Annotated in this window: 23 protein-coding genes; 12 read left to right on the forward strand and 11 right to left on the reverse strand. The window is 70.7% G+C overall.

The genetic code is table 11. The features are described 5' to 3' along the window. Nucleotides 1–77: 77 nt before the first annotated feature. Nucleotides 78–1715, forward strand: coding sequence for a serine/threonine-protein kinase (locus tag H4N58_RS06485; protein ID WP_167007765.1), 1638 nt, complete (start codon nt 78–80; stop codon nt 1713–1715). A gap of 12 nt (nt 1716–1727) precedes the next feature. On the opposite strand, the gene H4N58_RS06490 is transcribed toward H4N58_RS06485, so the two are convergent. Further along, nucleotides 1728–1982 carry a metal-sensitive transcriptional regulator gene (locus H4N58_RS06490; protein WP_167007768.1) on the reverse strand — a complete coding sequence of 85 codons (255 nt, stop codon included), beginning with the start codon at nt 1980–1982 and terminating at the stop codon, nt 1728–1730. Nucleotides 1983–2059: 77 nt separating this feature from the next. On the opposite strand from H4N58_RS06490, the gene H4N58_RS06495 reads away from it, so the two are divergent. Together H4N58_RS06495 and H4N58_RS06500 are read left to right on the forward strand one after the other, a co-directional pair. Next, the gene (locus tag H4N58_RS06495; RefSeq protein WP_167007771.1) at nt 2060–2230 is read left to right on the forward strand and encodes a hypothetical protein; all 171 of its coding nucleotides are present in this window, start codon (nt 2060–2062) and stop codon (nt 2228–2230) included. Next, the gene (locus H4N58_RS06500; RefSeq protein WP_243845182.1) at nt 2227–3882 is read left to right on the forward strand and encodes an FAD-dependent oxidoreductase; all 1656 of its coding nucleotides are present in this window, start codon (nt 2227–2229) and stop codon (nt 3880–3882) included. The genes H4N58_RS06495 and H4N58_RS06500 overlap by 4 nt, the downstream gene beginning before the upstream one ends. 181 nt (nt 3883–4063) lie before the next feature. On the opposite strand, the gene H4N58_RS06505 is transcribed toward H4N58_RS06500, so the two are convergent. Then, entirely contained in the window at nt 4064–4564 is a 501-nt protein-coding gene (locus H4N58_RS06505; protein ID WP_167007774.1) for a MarR family winged helix-turn-helix transcriptional regulator, read from the reverse strand. Nucleotides 4565–4642: 78 nt separating this feature from the next. Between H4N58_RS06505 and H4N58_RS06510 the strand changes: the two genes are divergently transcribed. Further along, entirely contained in the window at nt 4643–6862 is a 2220-nt protein-coding gene (locus H4N58_RS06510) for an LLM class flavin-dependent oxidoreductase (protein ID WP_167251969.1), read from the forward strand. 51 nt (nt 6863–6913) lie between these two features. Next, nucleotides 6914–7441, forward strand: coding sequence for a Dps family protein (locus H4N58_RS06515; RefSeq protein WP_167007780.1), 528 nt, complete (start codon nt 6914–6916; stop codon nt 7439–7441). Nucleotides 7442–7653: 212 nt separating this feature from the next. Here the strand turns inward: H4N58_RS06515 and H4N58_RS06520 are convergent, their stop codons facing one another. From H4N58_RS06520 to H4N58_RS06535, 4 genes are all read right to left on the reverse strand, one after another. Continuing rightward, nucleotides 7654–8571, reverse strand: coding sequence for a glycine betaine ABC transporter substrate-binding protein (locus H4N58_RS06520; protein WP_167007783.1), 918 nt, complete (start codon nt 8569–8571; stop codon nt 7654–7656). A 56-nt stretch (nt 8572–8627) separates the two neighbouring features. Continuing rightward, on the reverse strand, nt 8628–9497 hold the full coding sequence (locus H4N58_RS06525; RefSeq protein ID WP_167007786.1) for a proline/glycine betaine ABC transporter permease: 870 nt from the start codon (nt 9495–9497) through the stop codon (nt 8628–8630). Further along, nucleotides 9490–10746, reverse strand: coding sequence for a glycine betaine/L-proline ABC transporter ATP-binding protein (locus tag H4N58_RS06530; protein WP_167007788.1), 1257 nt, complete (start codon nt 10744–10746; stop codon nt 9490–9492). Before H4N58_RS06530 ends, H4N58_RS06525 begins: the two co-directional genes overlap by 8 nt. Before the next feature lie 299 nt (nt 10747–11045). Then, complete coding sequence (locus tag H4N58_RS06535; RefSeq protein WP_167007791.1) at nt 11046–11585, reverse strand: class I SAM-dependent methyltransferase; 540 nt, start codon at nt 11583–11585, stop codon at nt 11046–11048. 60 nt (nt 11586–11645) lie between these two features. On the opposite strand from H4N58_RS06535, the gene H4N58_RS06540 reads away from it, so the two are divergent. After that, nucleotides 11646–12239 (forward strand): HhH-GPD-type base excision DNA repair protein, encoded by a 594-nt coding sequence (locus tag H4N58_RS06540; protein ID WP_167007793.1) that lies wholly within the window; start codon nt 11646–11648, stop codon nt 12237–12239. Between the two features lie 67 nt (nt 12240–12306). Here H4N58_RS06540 and H4N58_RS06545 read toward each other — a convergent pair whose 3' ends face one another. After that, complete coding sequence (locus tag H4N58_RS06545; RefSeq protein WP_167007796.1) at nt 12307–12996, reverse strand: fasciclin domain-containing protein; 690 nt, start codon at nt 12994–12996, stop codon at nt 12307–12309. Between the two features lie 25 nt (nt 12997–13021). Beyond that, complete coding sequence (locus tag H4N58_RS06550) at nt 13022–14584, reverse strand: molybdopterin-dependent oxidoreductase (protein WP_167251968.1); 1563 nt, start codon at nt 14582–14584, stop codon at nt 13022–13024. Between the two features lie 131 nt (nt 14585–14715). On the opposite strand from H4N58_RS06550, the gene sigK reads away from it, so the two are divergent. Together sigK and H4N58_RS06560 are read left to right on the forward strand one after the other, a co-directional pair. Next, nucleotides 14716–15315, forward strand: a complete 600-nt coding sequence (gene sigK, locus H4N58_RS06555) for an ECF RNA polymerase sigma factor SigK (protein WP_167251967.1) — start codon at nt 14716–14718, stop codon at nt 15313–15315. Beyond that, complete coding sequence (locus H4N58_RS06560) at nt 15312–16037, forward strand: anti-sigma factor domain-containing protein (RefSeq protein ID WP_167252079.1); 726 nt, start codon at nt 15312–15314, stop codon at nt 16035–16037. The genes sigK and H4N58_RS06560 overlap by 4 nt, the downstream gene beginning before the upstream one ends. A 9-nt stretch (nt 16038–16046) precedes the next feature. On the opposite strand, the gene H4N58_RS06565 is transcribed toward H4N58_RS06560, so the two are convergent. After that, nucleotides 16047–16586 carry a DUF664 domain-containing protein gene (locus H4N58_RS06565; protein ID WP_167251966.1) on the reverse strand — a complete coding sequence of 180 codons (540 nt, stop codon included), beginning with the start codon at nt 16584–16586 and terminating at the stop codon, nt 16047–16049. Between the two features lie 144 nt (nt 16587–16730). Between H4N58_RS06565 and H4N58_RS06570 the strand changes: the two genes are divergently transcribed. Genes H4N58_RS06570 through H4N58_RS06585 form a run of 4 tightly spaced genes read left to right on the forward strand, consistent with a single transcriptional unit; the run spans nt 16731 to nt 19844 of the window. Beyond that, a complete protein-coding gene (locus H4N58_RS06570; protein ID WP_167251965.1) occupies nt 16731–17831 on the forward strand; it encodes an LLM class flavin-dependent oxidoreductase in 1101 nt (366 codons plus the stop codon). Further along, nucleotides 17828–18445 (forward strand): FMN reductase, encoded by a 618-nt coding sequence (locus tag H4N58_RS06575; RefSeq protein ID WP_167007811.1) that lies wholly within the window; start codon nt 17828–17830, stop codon nt 18443–18445. The genes H4N58_RS06570 and H4N58_RS06575 overlap by 4 nt, the downstream gene beginning before the upstream one ends. Nucleotides 18446–18495: 50 nt before the next feature. Beyond that, complete coding sequence (locus H4N58_RS06580) at nt 18496–18915, forward strand: hypothetical protein (RefSeq protein ID WP_167007814.1); 420 nt, start codon at nt 18496–18498, stop codon at nt 18913–18915. A 44-nt stretch (nt 18916–18959) separates the two neighbouring features. Continuing rightward, nucleotides 18960–19844, forward strand: coding sequence for a glycosyltransferase family 2 protein (locus H4N58_RS06585; RefSeq protein ID WP_167007817.1), 885 nt, complete (start codon nt 18960–18962; stop codon nt 19842–19844). Between the two features lie 170 nt (nt 19845–20014). On the opposite strand, the gene H4N58_RS06590 is transcribed toward H4N58_RS06585, so the two are convergent. Then, on the reverse strand, nt 20015–20869 hold the full coding sequence (locus tag H4N58_RS06590) for an ABC transporter ATP-binding protein (protein WP_167007820.1): 855 nt from the start codon (nt 20867–20869) through the stop codon (nt 20015–20017). A gap of 3 nt (nt 20870–20872) precedes the next feature. After that, nucleotides 20873–21685, reverse strand: coding sequence for an ABC transporter permease (locus tag H4N58_RS06595; protein ID WP_167007823.1), 813 nt, complete (start codon nt 21683–21685; stop codon nt 20873–20875). Nucleotides 21686–21764: the final 79 nt, after the last annotated feature.

The following is a 21764-nucleotide window of genomic DNA, read 5'->3' on the forward strand; positions in this document are numbered from 1 at the left end:
GGCGGGCATGCCGCGGGTGTCGAACCGGACTCGTTGTTAGGCTTCCGAGACGACCAGTCGTAGCGGAAGGGGCCTCCGTGTCGGCATCAGACGGCGCATCGCCGACTCGTGCGCTCCCTCTGGCGCGCCCAGAAGTCCCCCAGGCGGGGCCGTACACGCTCCACACCCTGCTGGGTTCGGGCGGCTTCGGAGCGGTCTACGTCGCGAGCACCCAGGGCGGCCCGCGGGTCGCGGTGAAGGTGCTCACCTTCGAGGGACGCGGGGCACGCGAGCGCTTCGCGGAAGAGGCGCGGCTGCTCCATGAGCTCGGTGGGCGCGGGTTCCCCGCGTACGTCACGGGCGATCTCACCCCTGCCCGGCCGTGGTTCGCGATGGAGCTGCTCGAGGGCATCACGATCGACGAGGCTGTCCGCCATGCGGGGCCGATGGCGGTCCCTACGGTCGCCGCGGTCGCGCTCGACCTCGGGCGCTCGCTCCACCGGCTGCACGGCCTCGGCTTCGTGCACCGCGACATCAAGCCCGCCAACGCCGTCCTCGCGGGCCGCCGCGCGACCCTCATCGACGTGGGCATCGCTAAGGGGGAGCACGGGCTCGATCTCACCACGACCGGCGAGATGATCGGCTCCGCCGCGTGGGCCGCTCCCGAGCGCCTGCTCGGTGATCGCGCCACGCCGGCAAGCGACGTGTACGGGCTCGGGCTGTTGGTCGCCTACGCCTCGGCGGGGCGACGTCCGTTCCCGAGCGGCGACGACGCCCGGACGGTCGCGGCGGTCGTCGACGGCCGACTCGACCTCGCTGGGGTGCCCGATGCCTTGCGCGACCTGGTCGTGCGGATGACGGCGCGCGAGCCTGCCGACCGTCCGACCATGCCGCAGGCAGCAGCCTCGCTCGCCGACCTCGCGCGTGACGAGCCGAGGTCCGACCAGGCGCCGCGCAGCGAGGCGCCACGTCGACCTGCGCCTGCGCCCGTCCCCGCACCTGCACCGGTCCCCACCCCTGCGCCCGTTCCCACCCCGCCACCGGCCACCGCGGACACCACACCGACCAAGGCCGCACCCGCTCCTCGGCCGCAGCCCGTTCCCACAGGTGCCGAGGAGGCCCTCCAGCGGCTGGCGGGCAACTCGAGTCTCGCGGCTTCTCTGCGGGTGGCGCACGAGCGAGGCTACGACCGCGCGGCGGTCGCGATCGTCGCGCGTGCCCAGCGGCGTTCCCACCGGCGCGCGGTGAAGGCGCTCGACCCGGCGCGCGTGAAGGCGACAGTGTGGCGCGCGCACGGCTGGTACGACGACCAGCACGCGGCGCGACGTCGCTTCGTCGACACCGACGAGGGATGGGCCAAGGAGCGTGCGCTCATCCGGCGCGGCTGGTGGCTGGACAAGGCCGCCGGCTTCACGGCGATGCTCGGCATCCTGCTCGTGGTCGCCGCCGGTGCGAGCACGGACGGCTCCGGGGCGAGGGCTCCGTTCGCGTGGCTCGACTCGATCTTGCCGTTCGTCGCCGTGCGTGACGGGCGCGGCCTCGCCTGGGATCTCCTCCTGGTGCTGATCGCGGTGGGGGCACTGCTCTTCGCGGGCGTGAAGTGGTCGGGTGAGGCGCGGCTCGCGCGGGGCCAAGGGGCGCCGCAGAGCATCCGGATCGGCCCGTCGCTGCTCGCCGCGGCGTACGCCGTGGTCGCCGTCGCGATGGTGCTCACCGTCCTCGGCTTCTTGTCCTGACCTCGCCCGGCGTCAGGCCAGGGACAAGAACACTCGCTCGAGCTTCTCGGCGTCGGCCTCTTCGCCGGCGGCGAGGCACTCCTTGAGGCCTGAGGCGACCAGGGCGAACCCCGCCCGGTCGAGAGCCTTGCTCACCGCGGCGAGCTGCGTCACGACGTCCTCGCAGTCACGCTCCTCCTCGAGCATGCGCAGGACGCCGGCCAGCTGCCCCTGCGCGCGCCGCAGGCGGTTGACGACGGGCTGGGTGGCTTCGGTGGAGAGCTGCATGCCTTGAACGATACCCCCCGGGGTGTAGGCTCGCACGCAGTCGACCGATACCCCCCTGGGTATCCGAGGAGGATCAGATGTGCCGAGCAGTCACGTGCCGTACGTGTGGCAAGACGACGTGGGCCGGGTGCGGCCAGCACGTCGCGACGGTGATGGGGCCCGTCCCGAAGGCTGATCGGTGCACCTGCGACCGGGCGGCCGCCAAGCCACGCTCGCTGGCGAGCTGGCTCCCGTTCGGGCGGCGGTGAGCGCTGTGGAGCCGCGTTGCACGATCGTCGTCGGTGGCGTCGCCGCGGGGATGTCCGCCGCGACGCGCCTGCGCCGGAACGACGAGCACCGCCGCGTCGTGGTGCTCGAACGAGGTGCCCACGTGTCTTTCGCCAACTGTGGGCTTCCCTACCACGTGGGTGGCGTGATCGAGAAGCGCGACGACCTGCTGCTCCAGACCCCCACGTCGCTGGCGGCACGCTTCGGTCTCGACGTGCGGACCCGGCACGAGGTCGTCACGATCGACCGCGATCGCCGCACGGTCGTCGTCCGCGCGTTCGACGAGGACCGCGAGTACGAGGAGTCGTACGACGAGCTCGTCCTCGCCACGGGGGCCCGTGCCGTACGGCCGCCGATCCCCGGTGCCGAGCGCGCCCACACGCTGCGCGACCTCGACGACATGGACGCGATCCTCGCCGTGCTCGATGGGTCGTCGGTGGCCGTGGCCCGCTCCGTGGTCGTCGTGGGTGCCGGGTTCATCGGGATCGAGCTCGCCGAGAACCTCACCCGTCGCGGGCTCGGCGTCGCCCTCGTCGAGCGCGAGGCCCAGGTGCTCCCGCCGCTCGACGTCGAGATGGCAGGACTTGTCGACGCGCGACTGCGGGCGCACGGGGTCGACGTGCGGACCAGCGCCGGCGTGGCCCGCATCGACGCCGACGAGGTTGTGCTCGACGACGGGACGCGGCTGGCGGCCGACCTCGTGGTGACCGCCGTCGGAGTGGTGCCCGAGTCCGGCCTGGCCGAGCGTGCCGGCCTCGCTGTCGGTGAGGGTGGGGGCGTCGAGGTGGACCCGCAGCAGCGGACCAGCGACCCCGCGATCTTCGCCGTCGGCGACGTCGCCGTGAAGCGCGATGCTCTGAACGGCCAGGCGACCCTCGTCCCGCTCGCGCAGACCGCCAACCGTCAGGGGCGCCTGGTCGCCGACGTCATCGCGGGACGCGACGTCGTCGCGCCACCCGTGCTCGGGACCGCCGTCGTCGGTGCCTTTGGCATGACCGCGGCGACGGTCGGGTGGAGCGAGAAGCGCGTACGCGCAGCGGGGCGTCCAGTCCGCGTGATCCACACCCATCCGAGCGACCACGCCGGCTACTACCCGGGGGCGCGTGCGATCGCGCTCAAGCTCCTCGTCGATCCCCGTACGGACGCGATCCTCGGCGCGCAGGGCGTGGGGGAGGCGGGCGTCGACAAGCGCATCGACGTCATCGCGACGGCGATGCGCGGTGGTCTGCGTGCGAGTGACCTCGCCGACCTCGAGCTCGCGTACGCGCCGCAGTACGGATCCGCGAAGGACCCGGTCAACATGCTCGGCATGGTCGCCGACAACCTCGCGGCGGGCTTCACCGACACGGTGCAGTGGCACGAGGTCGACGAGGTGGCGCGCTCCGGCGCGACGGTCATCGACGTGCGGACGCCGGAGGAGTACGCGTCCGGGACGCTGCCCGATGCCGTCAACGTTCCCTTGGACGAGCTGCGTCACCGGCACCAGGAGCTGCCTGAGGGGCGTCTCGTCGTCACGTGCGCGGTTGGGCAGCGCGGGCACACCGCGACGCGGCTGTTGCGCCAGCTCGGGCGCGAGGACGTCGCCAACCTCGACGGCGGCTACCGGACGTGGAAGCAGGCGGTCGGCGTCTGAGCGCATGGGCGGGCGATGTCGACCGGACGGGAGGGAGCACGCGCGCCAGCGCCGCCCCCGAGGTCCGTGAGATTCCGGACGGGCCTGGGACATCGCGTGGATCGACTCCGGATGGCGCTCTACAGATCCGGCCTCTCCGGTGCTGCACTTCACGCGTGAGCGCTGAGGTCGGCGGAGGTCCTCAGTCGTCCTCGGCGAGGGCAGCCCGGCAGTGTGGGTCCTCCTCGGTGGCGCGCGCGAGACGAGCGGCGAGAAGCTCAGCGGTCTGCGCGAGCACGTCGACACGGTCGGTGCCGAGCGTGTCGAGCACCAGGGTGCGCAGCGACTCCTCCCGTATGGCGCGGGCGCGGGCCGCGGCCTGGCGGCCCGCCTGCGTGATCACGACGTCGGCGCTGCGGCCGTCGGCGGCACAGGTCTCTCGGGCGAGCAGGCCCCGCTGCTCCATGCGGCGCGCCTGGTGGGACAACCGGCTCTTCTCCCACTCGAGCGCGAGTCGTAGGTCGCGTGAGCGCATCCGGCCGTCCGGCGCCTCGACGAGCGCCTCGAGAACGATGTAGTCCGCATCGGACAGTCCCGTCTCGCGGGTGATCTCGCGGGCGAGGTGGCGTACGAGACGCTCGTGCGTCGACGCGTACGCGCGCCAGGCGTCCAGGCTCGTCGAGGTCGTGCTCGTGGCGGTCACGCGTCCAGCCTAGCCGTTGGTTGATGTATCATCCACAGCCGAGTAAGGTTGATCCATCAACCTAGACGGAGGACCTTCATGCCCGACTACGGCCACGACCTGAGATTCGGCACGTTCCTCACGCCCCAGAACGCCGCGCCCGACCAGGTCGTCGCACTGGCGCAGCTCAGCGAGGAGCTCGGGTACGACCTCGTGACCTTCCAGGACCACCCGTACCAGCCCGCGTTCCTCGACACGTGGACGCTCCTCAGCTATGTCGCCGCGCGAACCACCCGCGTGCACCTGGCGCCGAACGTCCTCAACCTTCCGCTCCGCAACCCTGCGGTGATCGCCCGTTCCGTCGCGAGCCTCGACCTCTTGTCCGGCGGCAGGATCGACCTCGGTCTCGGCGCCGGAGCGTTCTGGGAGGCCATCGAGGCGATGGGCGGTCCGAAGCTGACGCCCGGGCAGAGCGTGGCGGCGCTCGCCGAGGCGCTCGACGTGATCCGCGGGATCTGGGCCGTCGACCAGCGCGGCGGCCTGTTCGTCCCAGGTGAGTTCCACTCCGCGACCGGCGCCAAGCGTGGCCCGGCACCTGCTCACGACGTGCCGATCTGGCTCGGCGCCTACAAGCCGCGGATGCTGCGGCTGATCGGCGAGAAGGCCGACGGGTGGCTGCCGAGCCTGAGCTATCTGCAGCCTGGCGACCTCGCGCGAGGCAACGCGGTGATCGACGAGGCGGCCCTCGCCGCGGGACGCGAGCCCCGAGACGTCCGGCGGCTGCTCAACGTCCTCGGTGGGCAGGAGATCCGGCGCCCGGAGGAGTGGCTCGACCAGCTGCTCCCGCTGGCGCTCGAGGACGGCATCAGCACCTTCATCCTCGGCACCGACGACCCACGCAGGATGCAGGAGTTCGCTGAGGAGGTGATCCCCGCGCTGCGCGAGGAGGTCGCTGCCGAACGGGTGGACGCGCCGGGGACCGCCATGGGCGGGCGGAGTGCGCGCGCCCTGTCTCGCCGCGCTCCGGGGATCGACTACGACGCGATCCCGCCGTCGCTGGCTGCCGACGCGGTCGAGCCCGCCGACCCGACGTACGGGCGTGTGCGCCACAGCTACGTCCACCGGGGCAGTCCGGGGCTCGTGCTCCGGCCGGCCGACACCGCGCAGGTCGCCGAGGCTGTCGCGTACGCCCGGCGCCAGCAGGTGCCTTTCGTCGCCCGCAGCGGCGGCCACGGCATTGGCGGGTCGTCGACCAACGACGGCGGGATCGTGGTGGATCTCGGACGGCTGAAGACCGTGGAGGTTCTCGACCGCGCGCGCCGGATCGTCCGGCTCGGCGTCGGCCTGCGATGGCGCGAGGTCGCCCGAGAGCTCGCGCCGTATGGGCTCGCGATCAGCTCGGGCGACTCCGGCGACGTCGGTGTCGGCGGCCTCGCGACGTCCGGGGGCATCGGGCTGCTCGCGCGCTCGTACGGGCTCACCGTCGATCACGTCGTCAGCGCTGACGTCGTGCTCGCAGACGGCACGGTCGTCCGCGCCGACGCCGACCACCACCCGGACCTGCTGTGGGCCGTGCGCGGCGGTGGCGAGTACGTCGGGGTCGTGACCAGTCTCGACATCGAGGCCATGGAGCTCTCCGACGTCGTGCTCGCGGTGATCGTGCATGAGGTGGACGACACGGCCGACTACCTCGCCCGGCTGGGCTCGCTGACCGAGTCGACGTCCCGCCTGCTCACCCCGTTCACGACCGTGTTCCCGGCCGGTGACAGCCAGACGTACGCGCGGATCATGCTGGTGTGGGCCGGCGACGACACCGAGACGGCAGTCGGATCGATCGAGCCGTTCCTCCACCTCGCGCCGGTCGTGCAGCAGCAGGCGCAGGTCGCGCCGTACAAGGGCATCATCGGCTCGACCGGCGACCCGACGGCGGGCCACGTGCAGCCGCCGACCCGGTCGGCGCTCGTGGCGCACCTCGACGACGGTGTCGTCCAAAAGGCGGGGCGGATGATGGACGACGGTCGCTTGCAGATGATGCAGGTGCGTGCCTTCCCCGGCGCGGCCGGTGACGTCACCGCCGAGGCGACCGCGTTCGCGCACCGCGACCGGGCGTACAGCGTGCTGGTGGTCGCCGCGGGCGACGACTCCGTCGACGCGGAGTGGGACGGGGTCGTCGACGCGCTCTACGGCAACTTCGAAACCGTCCTCACACCCGAGACGACCGCGAAGACCTTCCCCCCGGCGACGCTGGCACGCCTGCGCGAGGTCAAGGCGAACTACGACCCGGACGGTGTGCTCGGTCGCACATCGCTCGGTGATTGAGCGGGGGCGCCCTGGGCACCGTCCAGGTGAGTCGAAAGAAGGAGGAGCTCCATGAGCAAGACGATGAAGAGCGACAAGCACCCTACGGTCGAGGCGCCCTACCGGGCTTCGAAGCAGATGGCCGACCACCTCCAGCAGATCCACGTCGAGCTGATCGATCTCCACCTGATCGGCAAGCAGGCGCACTGGAACGTCGTCGGCAAGAACTTCCGCGACCTCCATCTCCAGCTCGACGAGATCGTCGACGCAGCGCGGGGATTCAGCGACGACGTCGCCGAGCGGATGCGCGCCATCTCCATCACGCCGGACGGACGTGCCGCGACGGTCGCCGAGCGCAGCAGCCTGCCGGACTACCCGTCCGACGAGGTCGACACGGCCGAGACCGTCGATCTCGTGACCAGTGCGCTGCACGCCGTGGCGGCGACCGCACGGCGGATCCACGACGACGTCGACGAGGAGGACCCGACGACGGCGGACTTACTGCACGCGATCCTCGAGCGGGTCGAGCAGCTCGCCTGGATGGTCGGAGCGGAGAACCGCATCGCCAACCGCAGCATCCCGCGACCGATCCACGAGTAGCGCGGACGCTGCCGCGGTGAGCGACGTCCGCCACGGGTGGGCGCGCCTTTTCGGCGTGGCTCACTGATGGTCGACGTGGCTCACCACGGCCGTACGGAGGCGGTGGCCGACTCCGATGCCCAACCGGCGTTGCCCAGGCTGGCGTGGCAAACCCCGGGCGGGCGCGACGATGGCCGGTCCCGACGGGGACCGGCCATCGTCGTGCGCGAAGGTCAGCTCACGCCGGCCTTCTTCTTGAGGTCGTCGACGAACGTGGGGTTGTCCTCGAGCCACTGCTTCACCGCGTCCTCCTCAGCGACGTCGTCGCCGGAGTTGAACATGAGGTTCTCCAGCGAGAAGAGCTGCTCGTCGTTCAGTGTGAACGCGCCGATCATCTCCTCGACGTCGCCGAAGCGCTCACCGAAGTCCTTCGACCCGTAGGCGTGGATCTCCTCGGCCTCGCCGAGCGTGCCCTTGGGATCCTCGAGGTCACGCATGGGGAACTCGTCGTACGCCCAGTGCGGGCGCCACAGCGTCACGGCAATGTTGTCACCGGACTTCGTCGCGCTCTTCAGCTCGGCCAGCATCGCCGGGGTCGACGAGATGACGTAGTCCATCTTGTCCAGGCCGTACGTGGGCACGACCTCCTCCTGCGTGACCTTCGTGAGGCCGGCACCCGCCTCGATACCGACCAGGCGGTTGCCGTACTCGTCGGCCATGCCCGCCAGGTCCTCCAGCGACTTGGCCGGCGAGCTCTCGTTGACGGCGATCGTCAGCTTGGCGTTGTCGTACCAGGTGCCGAGATCGGTGATGTCGTCGCCGAACTTCTTCAGATACGAGGCGTGGGTGAGCGGGAGCCACGTGTCGAAGGTGACGTCGAAGTCCCCGCCGGCCAGGCCGGTGAAGACGACCCCGACGTCCGCGGTCTCGGTCTCGACCTCGTACCCCTCGTCCTCGAGGATCGCCTTCCACAGGTGGGAGACGGCGATGCCTTCGTCCCATCCGGAGGGGATGCCGATCGAGATCGACTTCTCGTCGTCGCCGCTGGCCGACTCAGAGCCTCCGCAGGCGGCGAGGCCGACGCTCAGGACGAGCGCGGACGCGGTGGCGGTGACGCCCCGCAGGAGTCGGGATGTGCGTACGCGTGACATGTGTTCCTTCCTTCGGCTGCGCCGGTGGGCGCCGCCTGGGTTGGGGGTGTCGTCGCTCAGGAGCGGCTCGTGGCCAGCGCCTTGGCGACAGGGGTGCGGGCGGAAAGGCCCGCGGTGACGCGATCGAGGAAGATCGCGAGGATCACGACGGAGATGCCAGCTTCGAAGCCCATGCCGACCTCCACGCTGCTGAGGGCTGACACGACGTCGCGGCCGAGGCCCTCGGCGCCGACCATGCCCGAGATCACGACCATCGAGAGCGCGAGCATGATGACCTGGTTGACGCCGGCCATGATCGTCGGCATCGCCAGCGGGAGCTGGACCTGCCGCAGGATGCGGCCTGGGGTGGCACCGAACGCCTGTCCCGCCTCCACGACCTCGCCGTCGACCTGCCGGATGCCGAGCTCGGTGAAGCGGACGCCCGGCGCGAGGGCGAAGATCACCGTCGCGACGATGCCCGGGACGACGCCGGTGAGGAAGATGACGACCGTCGGGATGAGATAGACGAACGCCGGCATCGTCTGCATGAAGTCCAGCACCGGCTTGACCACGGCGGAGACCGTGTCGTTGCGCGCCGCCCAGATGCCGACCGGGACGGCGATCGCCAGGGCGATGACGGAGGCGAGCAGCACGAGCGCGAGCGTCTTCATCGCGTTGTCCCACTGGTCGACGCTCGCGATGAGCGTGAAGCCGACAACGGCGACGAGGGCGAGCCGCCAGCCCTTCGCGACAAGGGCGACCAGCGCCAGCAGCACCGCGAGCACCCAGAACGGCGGGGCCAGGAGGAGCTCGCTGAGGCCGTCGTACGCCCCGGAAAGAACCTCCTTCACGAACCCGAAGAACGGGCGGAACGTGTCGGTCACCCAGTCGACACCGGTCTCGACCCATTCGCCGAGGGGCATGCGAGGGATGGGGCTGTCAGTCATCGTCGCCTCCCGTGGTCGGCTCGGCAGGGGCCATCGCGGACAGCAGCGTCACTCGCGGCACGACGCCGACGAGCCTTCCGTCGTCATCGGTCACCGGTACGGGCAGCGTGCCCTCCGCGGCAGGGGCGAAGACATCGGCCAGCAGCGTCGTCGTCCGCACGGACGCGACGTCCTCGCGCACCGCGCTGGCGATGGTGTCCTTGCCCTCGCGGAGTGCGGCGACCGCGTCGACGTCGTGGACGACGCCGCGCAGGACGCGCTGGCGGTCGACGACGTACGCAGCCGGCACCTGCGCCTCGCGCATCGTGCGGCTGGCCTGACGAGGGCCCCCGGCCAGGGGGACGACCGCGGTGGGGCGGACCATCACCGACGAGGCCGTCAGCACGCGGCTGCGGTCGACGTCGGCGACGAACTGCGCGACGTAGTCGTTCGCCGGGTCGGACAGGATCTGCTCGGTGGTGCCGACCTGAGCGATCCGGCCGTCACGCATGACGGCGATCCGGTCGCCGATGTGCATGGCCTCATTGAGGTCGTGCGTGATGAAGACGATGGTCTTGCCGAGGCGGCGCTGCAGATCGAGCAGCTGCTCCTGCATCTCGCGGCGGATCAGCGGGTCGAGCGCTGAGAACGCCTCATCCATGAGGAGGATGTCGGTGTCGGCCGCCAGCGCGCGGGCGAGCCCGACCCGCTGGCGCATACCGCCGGACAGCTGCGAGGGCAACGAGCTCTCCCACCCGTCGAGGCCGACGAGCGCGAGCGCCTCGGCGGCCTTGGCGCGGCGCTCCTTCTTGCGGACTCCCTGGATCTCGAGGGGGTACGCGGCGTTGTCGAGCACCGTGCGGTGGGGAAGCAAGGCGAAGTGCTGGAAGACCATGCTGACGCGGGCGCGGCGCAGGGCGCGCAGGGACTTCGCGTCGACCGTCGCGAGGTCGTCGTCGCCGATCAGCACCCGCCCGGCGCTCGGGCGCCACAGGCCGTTGAGCATCCGGATGAGCGTCGACTTGCCCGACCCCGACAACCCCATCACGACGAAGATCTCGCCGACACGGATCTCGAGGCTCGCGTCGATGACGGCGGCGGTGCCGTACGGCTTGACCTCATCGCGGCTCGCGCCGGCCTCGAGGCGTCGCACGGCCTCGGCGGGGCGTCGGCCGAAGACCTTCGAGACGTTCTCGATGCGCAGGGCGACCGGGGCGTCGGTCGAGGATTCCAGGAGCGGTGAGAGTTCTTGACCCACGCTGGCGGTCATCACGGGACTTCTTCGCCACCTTTCGGACGTTCGGCTGCACCCGCCGCGTCGGGGGTCGACGCGAGAGGCGTCAGGCGCAGCCTCGCTGTCTGCTGGCGACGTAGGCACCATCGTGGGTGCCCGTGACCGGGGTCCCGCTGGAGGCGGGCGCGCCGTACGGACGAACGTCGCGCTCCTTGCATCCTGCCTGGTCAAGGTCACTAACGGTAACGACAGGGGGCGCTGCAGGGCCTTACGTGCGGTGTGTTACGGGCGGCAGGTGACGCCTGTGGTGGCAGGGGCTGTGGGCTCCAGCTTCGTTATCGGTTCGTGATCCCTCGGGGGCGGCGCGAGGCGGTGAAGGCACCCAGTCGGGGTGACGCCGCGACGGCCGTCACGGCGTCGAAACCGCCGCCGGTCAGCGATCGGGTCACCCCGTCGGAGACCCTCGCGCCGACGGTGCTGGTCGGCGTTTCGTAGAACAGCCAAAGACTGCCCTCTGGGTGCAGGACACGATGGAGCTCGGCGGCCAGCCTCGAGGCGTCGCTGGTCCAGAAGACGTTGACGTTCACCGCGAACGCGAGGTCGTACGCGGCGCCCGGCAGCATCGCCGCGACGTCCTCGATGGCGCCTCGTCGTACGTCCCACCGGGCCGGTGACCCGGCGTCGGCGCAGCGCTGCCTCGTACGGCGCTCGGCGACCTCCGAGCGGTCGACACCGAGGTACGAGCCGTCAGGTCCGAGGCGTTCGAGGACCAGCTGCGCGGCGACGCCCGGTCCGCCGCCGATCTCCAGGACGGCGCTCGAGCGCGTGAGCGGGAGCGAGGCGACGGCGTGGGTGAGGCGTGCGGGGACAGCCATGCCCCACCGTACGACGTCCGCCGTTCGTCGAACGTGGGCTCGTTTTGGGATGATCGGGGCATGAGCCTCAACCTCACCGGTGACGCCGAAGCGGACCAGCTGCTCGACTCCGACCCGTTCGCGCTGCTCGTCGGCATGCTTCTCGATCAGCAGTATCCGATGGAGGCGGCGTTCGCGGGCCCGCTCAAGATCGTGCAGCGGGTCGGCAGCATCGACGTGCAGACGATCGCGGAGTACGACCCCGAGGCGTTCGCCGCGCTCTGCTCCACGCCACCGGCGGTCCACCGCTATCCGGGCTCGATGGCCAAGCGCATCCAGGAGCTCGCCGCGTACCTGATGAGCGAGTACGACGGCGAACCCGCACGCCTCTGGACCGAGGGCGACCCCGACGGCAAGACCGTGCTCAAGCGCCTCAAGGCGTTGCCGGGGTACGGCGACCAGAAGGCGCGGATCTTCCTCGCGATGCTGGGCAAGCAGCGTGGGGTCGAGCCGGCCGGGTGGCGTCAGGCTGCGGGCGCGTACGGCGACGAGGGCTCGCGCCGCTCGATCGCCGATGTCGTCGACGCCGAGACGCTCCAGGAGGTGCGGACGTTCAAGAAGGAGCAGAAGGCGGCAGCGAAGGCAGCCAAGGGCAAGGTGTCTGAGGGGTCTTAATCCGGGCTCCGCTGGCGCTCCGCCCCTGCTCGACCAGCGAGTCCGCTGGCCGAGCAGGACGGATCGCTCACATCGGCGGCATCAGGACCGAGTCGATGAGATAGACGGTCGCGTTCGCGGTCTTCACCCCGCCGCAGACCACCGCTGCGTCCTCGGCACCGACGGTGAGCTCGTCGGCCGAGCCCTTCACCTCCAGCTCAGCACCGTTCGCCGTCGTGTGCGTCCCCACGACCTCGTCGGGGCTGAGCTGCCCCGGCACGACGTGGTACGTCAGCACCGACGTCAGGGTCTCCGCTCCGGCCGGCTTCGCCAGCTCGGCGACGGTCTCCTTCGGCAGCTTCGCGAACGCCGCGTCGACCGGCGCGAACACCGTGAACTCGTCGCCGTTGAGGGTGTCGACGAGATTCACGTCCGGGTTGAGCTGCCCGCTCACGGCCGCGGTGAGCGTCTTGAGGAGCGGGTTGTTGCTCGCCGCGGTCGCGACCGGGTCCTGGGCCATCCCGTCGACCGAGCCGGCACCGTCGGGCACCTGTTCGGCGTACGAGGCGCAGCCGGGACCGACGAGCTCGGACGAGGCGTCAGACATGGCAGCATCGTCGGTCATCTCGGAGGTTGCCGACTCCGAAGCGCTCGGCGTGGAGTCGCCCGAGCCTGAGCCCGAGTCGGAGTCGTCGCTGCCGCAGCCTGCGGTGAAGAGGGCCAGGGACGCCAGCATGGCCACCGCCGCGAAGCGGGTCTTGTGCGTGGTCCTACTCATGGTTGTGCCTTCCTGTCGTGATCGGTCACTCCACCGAGAAGCTGACGCTGTGCCAGCCGGTGGCACCGTCCGGGCGTGGTTCGGCCCGGTCGGAGGTCTGTGTGGTCCCGTCCGCGTCGGTCGCGCGCACGGTGAGCGTGTGGTCGCCGCGGGTCGCGTCGCGCCAGTGCCACGTCCATTGGCGCCACGTGTCGATGCCGTCCTGCGGGGCGAGCTGCGCCGACTCCCACGAGCCGTCGTCGACCCGCATCTCCACGGCCCGTACGCCGACGTGCTGCGCCCAGGCGACGCCGCCGACTCGGACGGAGTCGCGGTCGAACGACTGGAACGAGCGCGGGACGTCGATGCGCGACGCGAGCTTGATCGGGGCCTGCTCGGCCCAGTCGCGCTCGGTCCAGTACGCCTCGAAGTCTGCGAACCGCGTGACCTCCAGGTCGACGAGCCACTTCGTCGCCGACACGTAGCCGTACAGCCCGGGCACGACCATCCGTGCGGGGAAGCCGTGGTCCAGCGGCAGTGGCTCACCGTTCATCGCGAGCGCGACCAGCGCGTCGCGCCCGTCGAGGACCGCGTCCAGCGGCGTACCGATCACCATCCCGTCCGCGCTCGTGGACTTGAGCGCGTCGGCGCCGTCGCGCACCCCCGCGCGCCGCAAGAGGTCGGCCAGGGGGACGCCGATCCACGTGGCGTTGCCGGCGTACGGGCCTCCGACCTCGTTGGAGACGCAGGTGAGCGTGATGCGGCGCTCGATCAGCGGCATGTCGAGGAGGTCGGCGAAGCTCAGCTCGAGCTCCTCGTCCACGTCGCCGTGGATCCGCAGGCGCCAGGTGTCGGCGGGGACGTCGGGAACGATCAGCGCGGTGTCGACGCGGTAGAAGTCGCGGTTCGGCGTCACGTACGAGGTCACGCCTGACAGCGGGTCGAGCCCGTCCGGCAGCGGGGGCGCGGGGCTGCGCGGGACCGGGACGCGGATGCGCGACCGCGACACCGCCGCATCCGACCCGCCCGCGATCCGGGTCACCGCACCGCCGGTCGCCGCGACGGCGGCCGTGCCGAGGACGGCGACGAGGAACCGTCGGCGGTCGAACCCTGACGGCAGGTCGTCGCCGGGTCGGCGTGAGGGGACCGCGCCAAGGCTCTGGTCAGAGACAGGAAGCGCCCGCAGCAGGACGAGGAGCGTCGCTGCCGCGACGATGCCGGTCGCGACGGGGGCGAGGAGGGCGACCGCGGGCCATGCCGAGGTCGTCGAGTCGACCGCCGTCGCCACCACCGCGACCGCGCCCACGGCTGCCACGAGGACGACCGCGAGCCGGCGGCGGGAAGCCCCGAGCACTCCCGCCGCCGCAGCCAGCACGAGGAGCACCAACGCCATCCCGCCCAGCAGGACCGCTTTGTCGCTCTCGCCGAACGCCCGGACGGCGAAGTCCTTCACGAACCCCGGCGTCAACGCGATCACCGCGTTGCCGACCGCAACGACGGGCGAAGGCCCTCCGGTGACGGCCGCCACCGCCGTCCCCACCGCCACGCCGGCCAGTACGGCGAGCACACCGCTGCCGGCAGCGAGGAGGCGAACCCGGGTCCTGGTCATGCCCTTGCTTCGCGGCGACCGGCGACACGGATGGGTCCGGCGAGTGACAATGTGAACGCGGACGATCGGACCCATCCCCGGGGCGCACTGCCTCGAATCACCGATGACAGTCCCTCCAACCAGGAGTGCCGATGGCAGACCCAGAGCGTGGCCGGCGCCCAGCCCCCGACGCGAGCACGCCCGACACGGGTGACGCGGTCGAGTCCCTGATGGGACGCGTGGCCAGAGGGGACGAGCAGGCCTTCGCCGCGGTGTACGACGCGCTGGCGGGTGCCGTCTTCGGCCTCGTACGGAGGATTCTGCGTGACCCGGTGCGCTCGGAGGAGGTGACGCAGGAGGTGTTCTTGCAGGTGTGGCAGATCGCGCCGCGTTTCGACGCGCGGCGGGGGCGTGCAAAGACGTGGGTGCTGACGCTGGCCCATCGCCGTGCCGTCGATGCTGTACGGCACGACCAGGCCGCGGCCGACCGCGACGCACGGTACGACTGGTCCGGCGGGCCCGCGTACGACCAGGTCACCGACGAGGTGACCGTACGGCTCGAGCACGAGCAGGTACGCCGATGCGTGGGCACGCTGACCGACCTGCAGCGTGAAGCGGTCGGCCTCGCCTACTACCAGGGCCACACCTACGCGGAGGTCGCGGTGATCCTTGAGGCCAACCCGGCGACGGTGAAGACCCGCCTGCGCGATGGATTGATCCGCCTGCGCGACTGCCTGGGGGTGACGGCATGACCAGCGATCCGCACACGCTCGCGGGCGCGTTCGCCCTCGATGCGCTCGACGCCGAGGAGCGCGCCTCGTACGAGTCCCACCTCGCCGAGTGCGCGGACTGCGAAGAGGAGGTCCTCGGCTTCCAGGAGACGGCCGCGCGGCTCGGTGCCGCGCAGGAGGCGGCACCTCCGGCGCACCTGCGCCGCGCCGTCCTCGACGCGGTCTCCCGCACCCCGCAGGAGCGGCCTGTCGTCACCGACCTCTCCAGCGCGCGGTCGTGGCGCCGCGGGTGGCCGGCACGGATCATGCTCGCTGCGGCGGCCCTCGCGCTGGTCGTCGGCGCAGTCGGCTTCGGCCTGTCCCAGCGCGACCAGGTCGACCAGATGGAGGCCCGCCAGGCCGCGATGACGGAGGTGCTCTCCGCCCCGGACGTCGAGATGGTGGCGGCCCCGGTCGACGGTGGCGGGACGGTGCGCGTCGTGCAGTCTGCCGACCTCGGCAAGGCCGTGATGGTCGTCGCGGACCTGCCCCGGCTCGGCGACGACCTGGACTACCAGATGTGGACGGAGTCGGACGGCGCCATGCACAGCGCAGGCGTCCTGCCACGCGACGAGCAGGGGGCGCGGGGAGCGCACCTCATGGACGACGTCACCGGTGTGACGGCGGTCGCGATCAGCGTGGAGCCCGCGGGTGGGTCGAAGGAGCCGACGAGCGCCCCGATCGTCACGGTCGTGACGTCCTGACGTCCGGGCTCACCCCAGGTCGGCCCGCTCTGCGAGCCCGCGGACGTACGAGGCCTGACCGAGGTGCTGGACGCTGTCGTCGAACATGCTGACGAGCCGGACGGCCGCCGTCACCGGGGGATCCCACCGGTCGTCGACGATGCGTCGCAGCCCTGCGACGTCGACGCCGTGCAGGAAGGACCGGAGCCGCCCGGTGACGTCGTGGTGGTAGCCGGCGAGCTTCTCGCCGCTGACCACGACGGTGGCGACCTCGTCAGGCGACTGCCCGTAGCCGGTGGCGGACTTGGCGAACGGGAGCCCGAGCTCGTCGTACCAGCTGTCGGCCGTCCACGCCTGAAGGGTGCCCATGAGGTCAGCCCCGTGGTCGTCGAGCACGCGCGCCTGGTGCCAGACGAGCCAGCAGACCGTGTTGGACTCGCCGTCCGGGCGGTACGTGCCGATCGGGAGGGGGAGGTCGCGAGTGAGGTCGTCGACGAGGTCATCGATCCGGTCGACCTGGTCGAGCAGGATCGCGCGCAAGGTGTCGAGTGCGGCGGAATCATTGCTCATAGGGGCCACGTTAGGGGTTTCGGCTGACAACGCCCGCTCGAGCGGCCGGCGGCGGGGGAATAGGCCGACTGGTCAGATAGTTGAAGGCTGTACTAGATTGGTTCCAGAGCGATCGCGGGAGCGATCAGACAAGGGGACGAGCAGATGCAGTTCGGGATCTTCACCGTCGGCGACGTCACGACCGACCCGACGACGGGCCGGACGCCGTCCGAGCACGAGCGGATCAAGGCGACCATCGAGATCGCCAAGAAGGCCGAGGAGGTCGGGCTCGACGTCTTCGCGACGGGGGAGCACCACAACCCGCCCTTCATCCCGTCCGCCCCGACGACCACGCTGGCCTACATCGCCGCGCAGACCGAACGGCTCATCCTCTCGACCTCCACGACGCTGATCACCACGACCGACCCGGTGCGCATCGCTGAGGACTACGCGACGCTGCAGCACCTGTCGGACGGCCGCAACGACCTGATGCTGGGTCGCGGCAACACCGGTCCGGTCTATCCGTGGTTCGGCAAGGACATCCGGCAGGGCATCGAGCTCGCGATCGAGAACTACCACCTGCTGCGCCGCCTCTGGACCGAGGACGTCGTCGACTGGGAGGGCAAGTTCCGTACGCCGCTGCAGGGCTTCACCGCGACCCCGCGCCCGCTCGACGGAGTCGCGCCGTTCGTCTGGCACGGCTCGATCCGCAGCCCGGAGATCGCCGAGCAGGCCGCCTACTACGGCGACGGGTTCTTCTCGAACCACATCTTCTGGCCTGCCAGCCACACCCAGCGCATGGTCGCGTTCTACCGTCAGCGCTTCGAGCACTACGGCCACGGCAGCGCCGACCAGGCCATCGTCGGCCTCGGCGGGCAGGTGTTCATGCGCAAGAACAGCCAGGACGCGGTGGACGAGTTCCGGCCGTACTTCGACAACGCGCCCGTCTATGGGCACGGGCCGAGCCTCGAGGACTTCACCCGCGAGACGCCGCTCACCGTCGGCAGCCCGCAGCAGGTCATCGAGCGGACGCTGGGGTTCCGGGAGTACGTCGGCGACTACCAGCGCCAGCTGTGGCTCATGGACCACGCAGGTCTGCCGCTCAAGACCGTGCTCGAGCAGCTCGACCTCCTCGGCGAGGAGGTCGTCCCGGTGCTGCGCAAGGAGTTCGCCGCGCTGAAGCCCGCCCATGTTCCCGAGGCCCCGACTCACGCATCGCTCGTCGCCGTCGCGCAGGCCGCGACCACTGAGGAGGTGACTGCATGACCACCCGCAAGATCACCGTCGTCAGCGCCGGCCTGAGCCAGCCGTCCTCGACACGCCTGCTCGCCGACCGGCTTGCCCAGGCGGTCCGCGACGACCTGCTCACCAGCGGGGTCGAGGCCGAGGTGACCGTGCACGAGCTGCGTGAGCACGCGCACGACATCACCAACGCGATGCTCACCGGCTTCGCCCCGGCCGGACTCCAGGCGGTCCTCGACGACGTCGTGGCCGCGGACGGGCTGGTCGTCGTGACGCCGATCTTCACCGCGTCCTACTCGGGGCTCTTCAAGTCCTTCTTCGACGTGCTCGAGAAGGACTCCCTGGCCGGCAAGCCGGTGCTGATCGCCGCCACGGCGGGCACGGCACGCCACTCGCTGGCCCTCGAGCACGCGCTGCGGCCGATGTTCGCCTATCTGCGCGCTGTCGTCGTGCCGACCGCTGTCTTCGCGGCGTCGGAGGACTGGGGCGGTGTCGACGGTGTGAACGGTGCCTTGCAGTCCCGTGTCGAGAGGGCCGCCGGCGAGCTCTCGACGCTGGTCGCCGCCCGAGCGAGCAGCGCGCCGGTCGACCCGTTCGCGATGACGAGCTCGTTCGAGGATCTTCTCTCAGGGTCCTGAGCTCCGCGTGGCTGCCGTGTTGGCCCACGTGAGTGTGCTGTGATGCGGTGATGAGCAGGGGAGTGACGCTGACGGAGCGGGCGAGGGGGTACGGGCTGTGGCCCGGTGACCTCCTCGCCAGCCTGCCCGGCGCGACGGTGGAGCAGATGATCGCCCGGTACGAGGACAGGCCACGGTTCGTCGTCGTCCTCTCTCTCGACGATGACGGCTCGCCCCTCGACGGCATGCCGGTCAGGGTGGTCCTCACCTTCGACGGCGCGCGGTTGCGGACCCTGCGGACGAGGCTGCGCGCACGCCTGCCACGTGCGACCTCGCGGCGCCCCGAGGTCGTCGAACTCGTACGCGGACGTTTCGGCTACCGCCTCCTGCACACCGCTGGACGTGTCTCCGTCCGCTCCGGCGAGCTCGTCATCGACGTCTCGCCGATTCACACCCTCGAGGCCGCCGCGTCCCACGCCCTCGCCTCCTGACCGGGGCACCGAGTGCACGGACCCGCGCCGGTACGGTGGCCCGTGTGACCGCACCCGTACGCCCCCAGATCGGTGTCGTCGTCCTCACCCAGGGCAAGCGCCCCGAGGACCTCGACGCTGCGCTCCGTTCCGTCCTCGCGCAGGGCGATGTGGATGTGGACATCGTGTGCGTCGGCAACGGGTGGGCGCCGTCCGGGCTGCCGGAGGGCGTTCGTGCCCTCGCGCTCCCCGAGAACCTCGGCATCCCGGCCGGACGCAACGCCGGCGTCCCCCACGTGACCGGCGACCTGCTGCTGTTCGTCGACGACGACGCCCGTCTGGACGGCGACGACTTCCTTGCGCGTGCGGCGGCGCTGTTCGCGGCCGACCGCCGCCTCGGAGTCGTCCAGCCTCGGGTGGAGAGCCCGGGGGAGACCGCCCCGACGCGGTGGATCCCGCGCATGCGCAAGGGCGACCCACGGCGCTCGTCGACGGCGTTCTCGCTGTGGGAGGGCGTGCTGGTCGTGCGCCGCGCCGCGTTCGACGCCGCCGGCGGTTGGGGAGACGAGTTCTTCTACGCCCACGAGGGCATCGAGCTGGCATGGCGGGTGTGGGACGCGGGGTACGAGGTCTGGTACCGCGGCGATCTCGCGTGCCTCCACCCCGCGATCGACCCGGCACGGCACGACTTCTACTACCGCCTCAACGCCCGCAACCGCGTCTGGCTGGCCCGCCGCAACCTGCGGTGGCCGTTCTCGTGGGCGTACGTCGCGAGCTGGACGCTGGTCGCGCTCCTGCGGGCGGTGCGGTCGTCGATCGGTCGGCGCTCGCTGCGTCCGTGGTTGGCGGGCTGGCGTGAGGGATGGCGTACGGACCCGGGGGAGCGCCGTCCGCTCAAGTGGCGCACCGTGCTCGCGATGACGCTGCGCGGACGCCCGCCCGTCGTCTGACCCGCGGGTCACTGTGCCGAGTTCGCGGGTCACTCTCTGGCGTTCGTGGGTCACTGTCCGCCGCGAACGAGGGCAGTTGGTGGCGTAGCGTCCAGGCCTGTCGGGTCCGTGGACGCCAGCCCACCGACGACGCTCAGCCCGCGGCGGCCCGTTTACGGAGGCCGTGCGGGTCAGACGACCGTACGGAGCCCGTCCTCGTCGCCTTCGTCATCCTCGTCGGAGTCGTCTCCGAGGAGCCCGCGCTGGCGCATGCGACGCATCCGACGCTCGTGGCGGCGACGCAGTGCAGCCTCGTTGCCGGACTCGCTGAAGTACTTCTCGACGACCTCACCGATCGGGCCGTCGTGGACGAGCTGGCCCTCGCGCAGATAGAGGCCGCGGCTGCAGAAGCGGGTGAGGTTCGCCTCGCTGTGCGACACCATGAACAGCGTCCGGCCCTCGCTCAGCATCTCGTCGATCCGCTCGAAGCACTTCTCGCGGAAGGCGCGGTCGCCGACCGCCAGCACCTCGTCGACGAGCATGATCGGCTCGTCGAGGCGCGAGACCACACTGAACGCCACCCGGACCTTCATCCCGGAGGAGAGGTGCTTGTAGGGAGTGTCGACGAAGTCCTCGATCTCGGCGAACTCGACGATCTCGTCGAACGACGCCGCGATCTGCTTCTTGCTCGTGCCGTGCAGACCGGCGGCGAGGAAGATGTTGTCGCGCACCGTCAGGTCTCCGACGAAGCCGCCGGTGATCTCGATCAGCGGGGCCACACCGCCGTTGACGACGGCGCGCCCTTCGTCGGGGATGAGAACGCCGGCGATCGTCTTGAGAAGCGTCGACTTGCCCTGACCGTTGCGACCGACGACGCCGATCGCCTCACCGGGCTGCACGTCGAACGAGATGTTGCGCAACCCCCAGAACTCGCCGGCGCGCACTCCGGACTGGCCCTTGAAGACGAGGTCGCGGATGCTGCGGTGGCGCCGTGACCGGTGGAACCGGACCGAGACGTCCTGGACCGAGATGATGGGTTCGGTCATGACTCAGAGCTCCTTGAGGACCGTGCGCTCGAGGCGGGCGAAGATCCACCAGCCGAACGCGAGAATCGCGACGGAGACGGCCGCCGCATATCCGACGTGGAGCCAGTTGAGGTAGTGCGGGAAGATCCCGGACCGGAAGAGCTGGAGGATGTCGGCGACAGGGTTGGCCACGTACACCCAGCGGATGTCCTCGGGCAGCCGTGTCGTCGTATAGAGCACCGGTGACGCGTAGAAGAACAGACGAAGGAAGATCTGGACCACACGGTTGAGGTCGGGCACCAGGACGGTGAGGACGCTCAAGGCGAACCCGATGCCGCACAGCAAGGTGGCCATCAGCAGCATCGCCAGCGGCAGCGTGATCAGCATGTTCCAGTGGAGCGGCACCTGGAAGGCGATCAGGAAACCGGCGAGCACCGGCAGCGCGAAGACGTACTCGACCGCGTTGGACGCGACGACACGCAGCACCCAGATCTCGCGAGGCAGGTTGGTTGATCGGATCAACCGAGACGAGCTACGCAGCGCCTTGGAGCTCTGTGAGACGGTCGAGTTGAACCACTGCCACGGCAGCATGCCCGCGAGCAGGAAGACGATGTACGGCTCGTCGCCCGGGACGTCACGTGCGAACAGCATGGAGAAGATCGCCCAGTAGACGAGGCTCATCAGGAGCGGGTCGAGGACCGTCCACACGTATCCGAGGACGGAATTCGCGTAGCGCACCTTCAGGTCACGGCGGACCAGGAGGAGGAAGATCTTCCGTACGCCCCAGATTGCGCGGACCCGCGCCCAGGGCGATCGGGTATAGCTCGAGTCGACCATCGATCCCTCTCGTCAGGTGTCGCGTCCCATTCGGGGACGGCCCCGGCATAGCAGGCCCACTCTACGTGTGAGGGTCCTG

Source organism: Mumia sp. ZJ1417, from assembly GCF_014127285.1.
Classification (GTDB): Bacteria; Actinomycetota; Actinomycetes; order Propionibacteriales; family Nocardioidaceae; genus Mumia.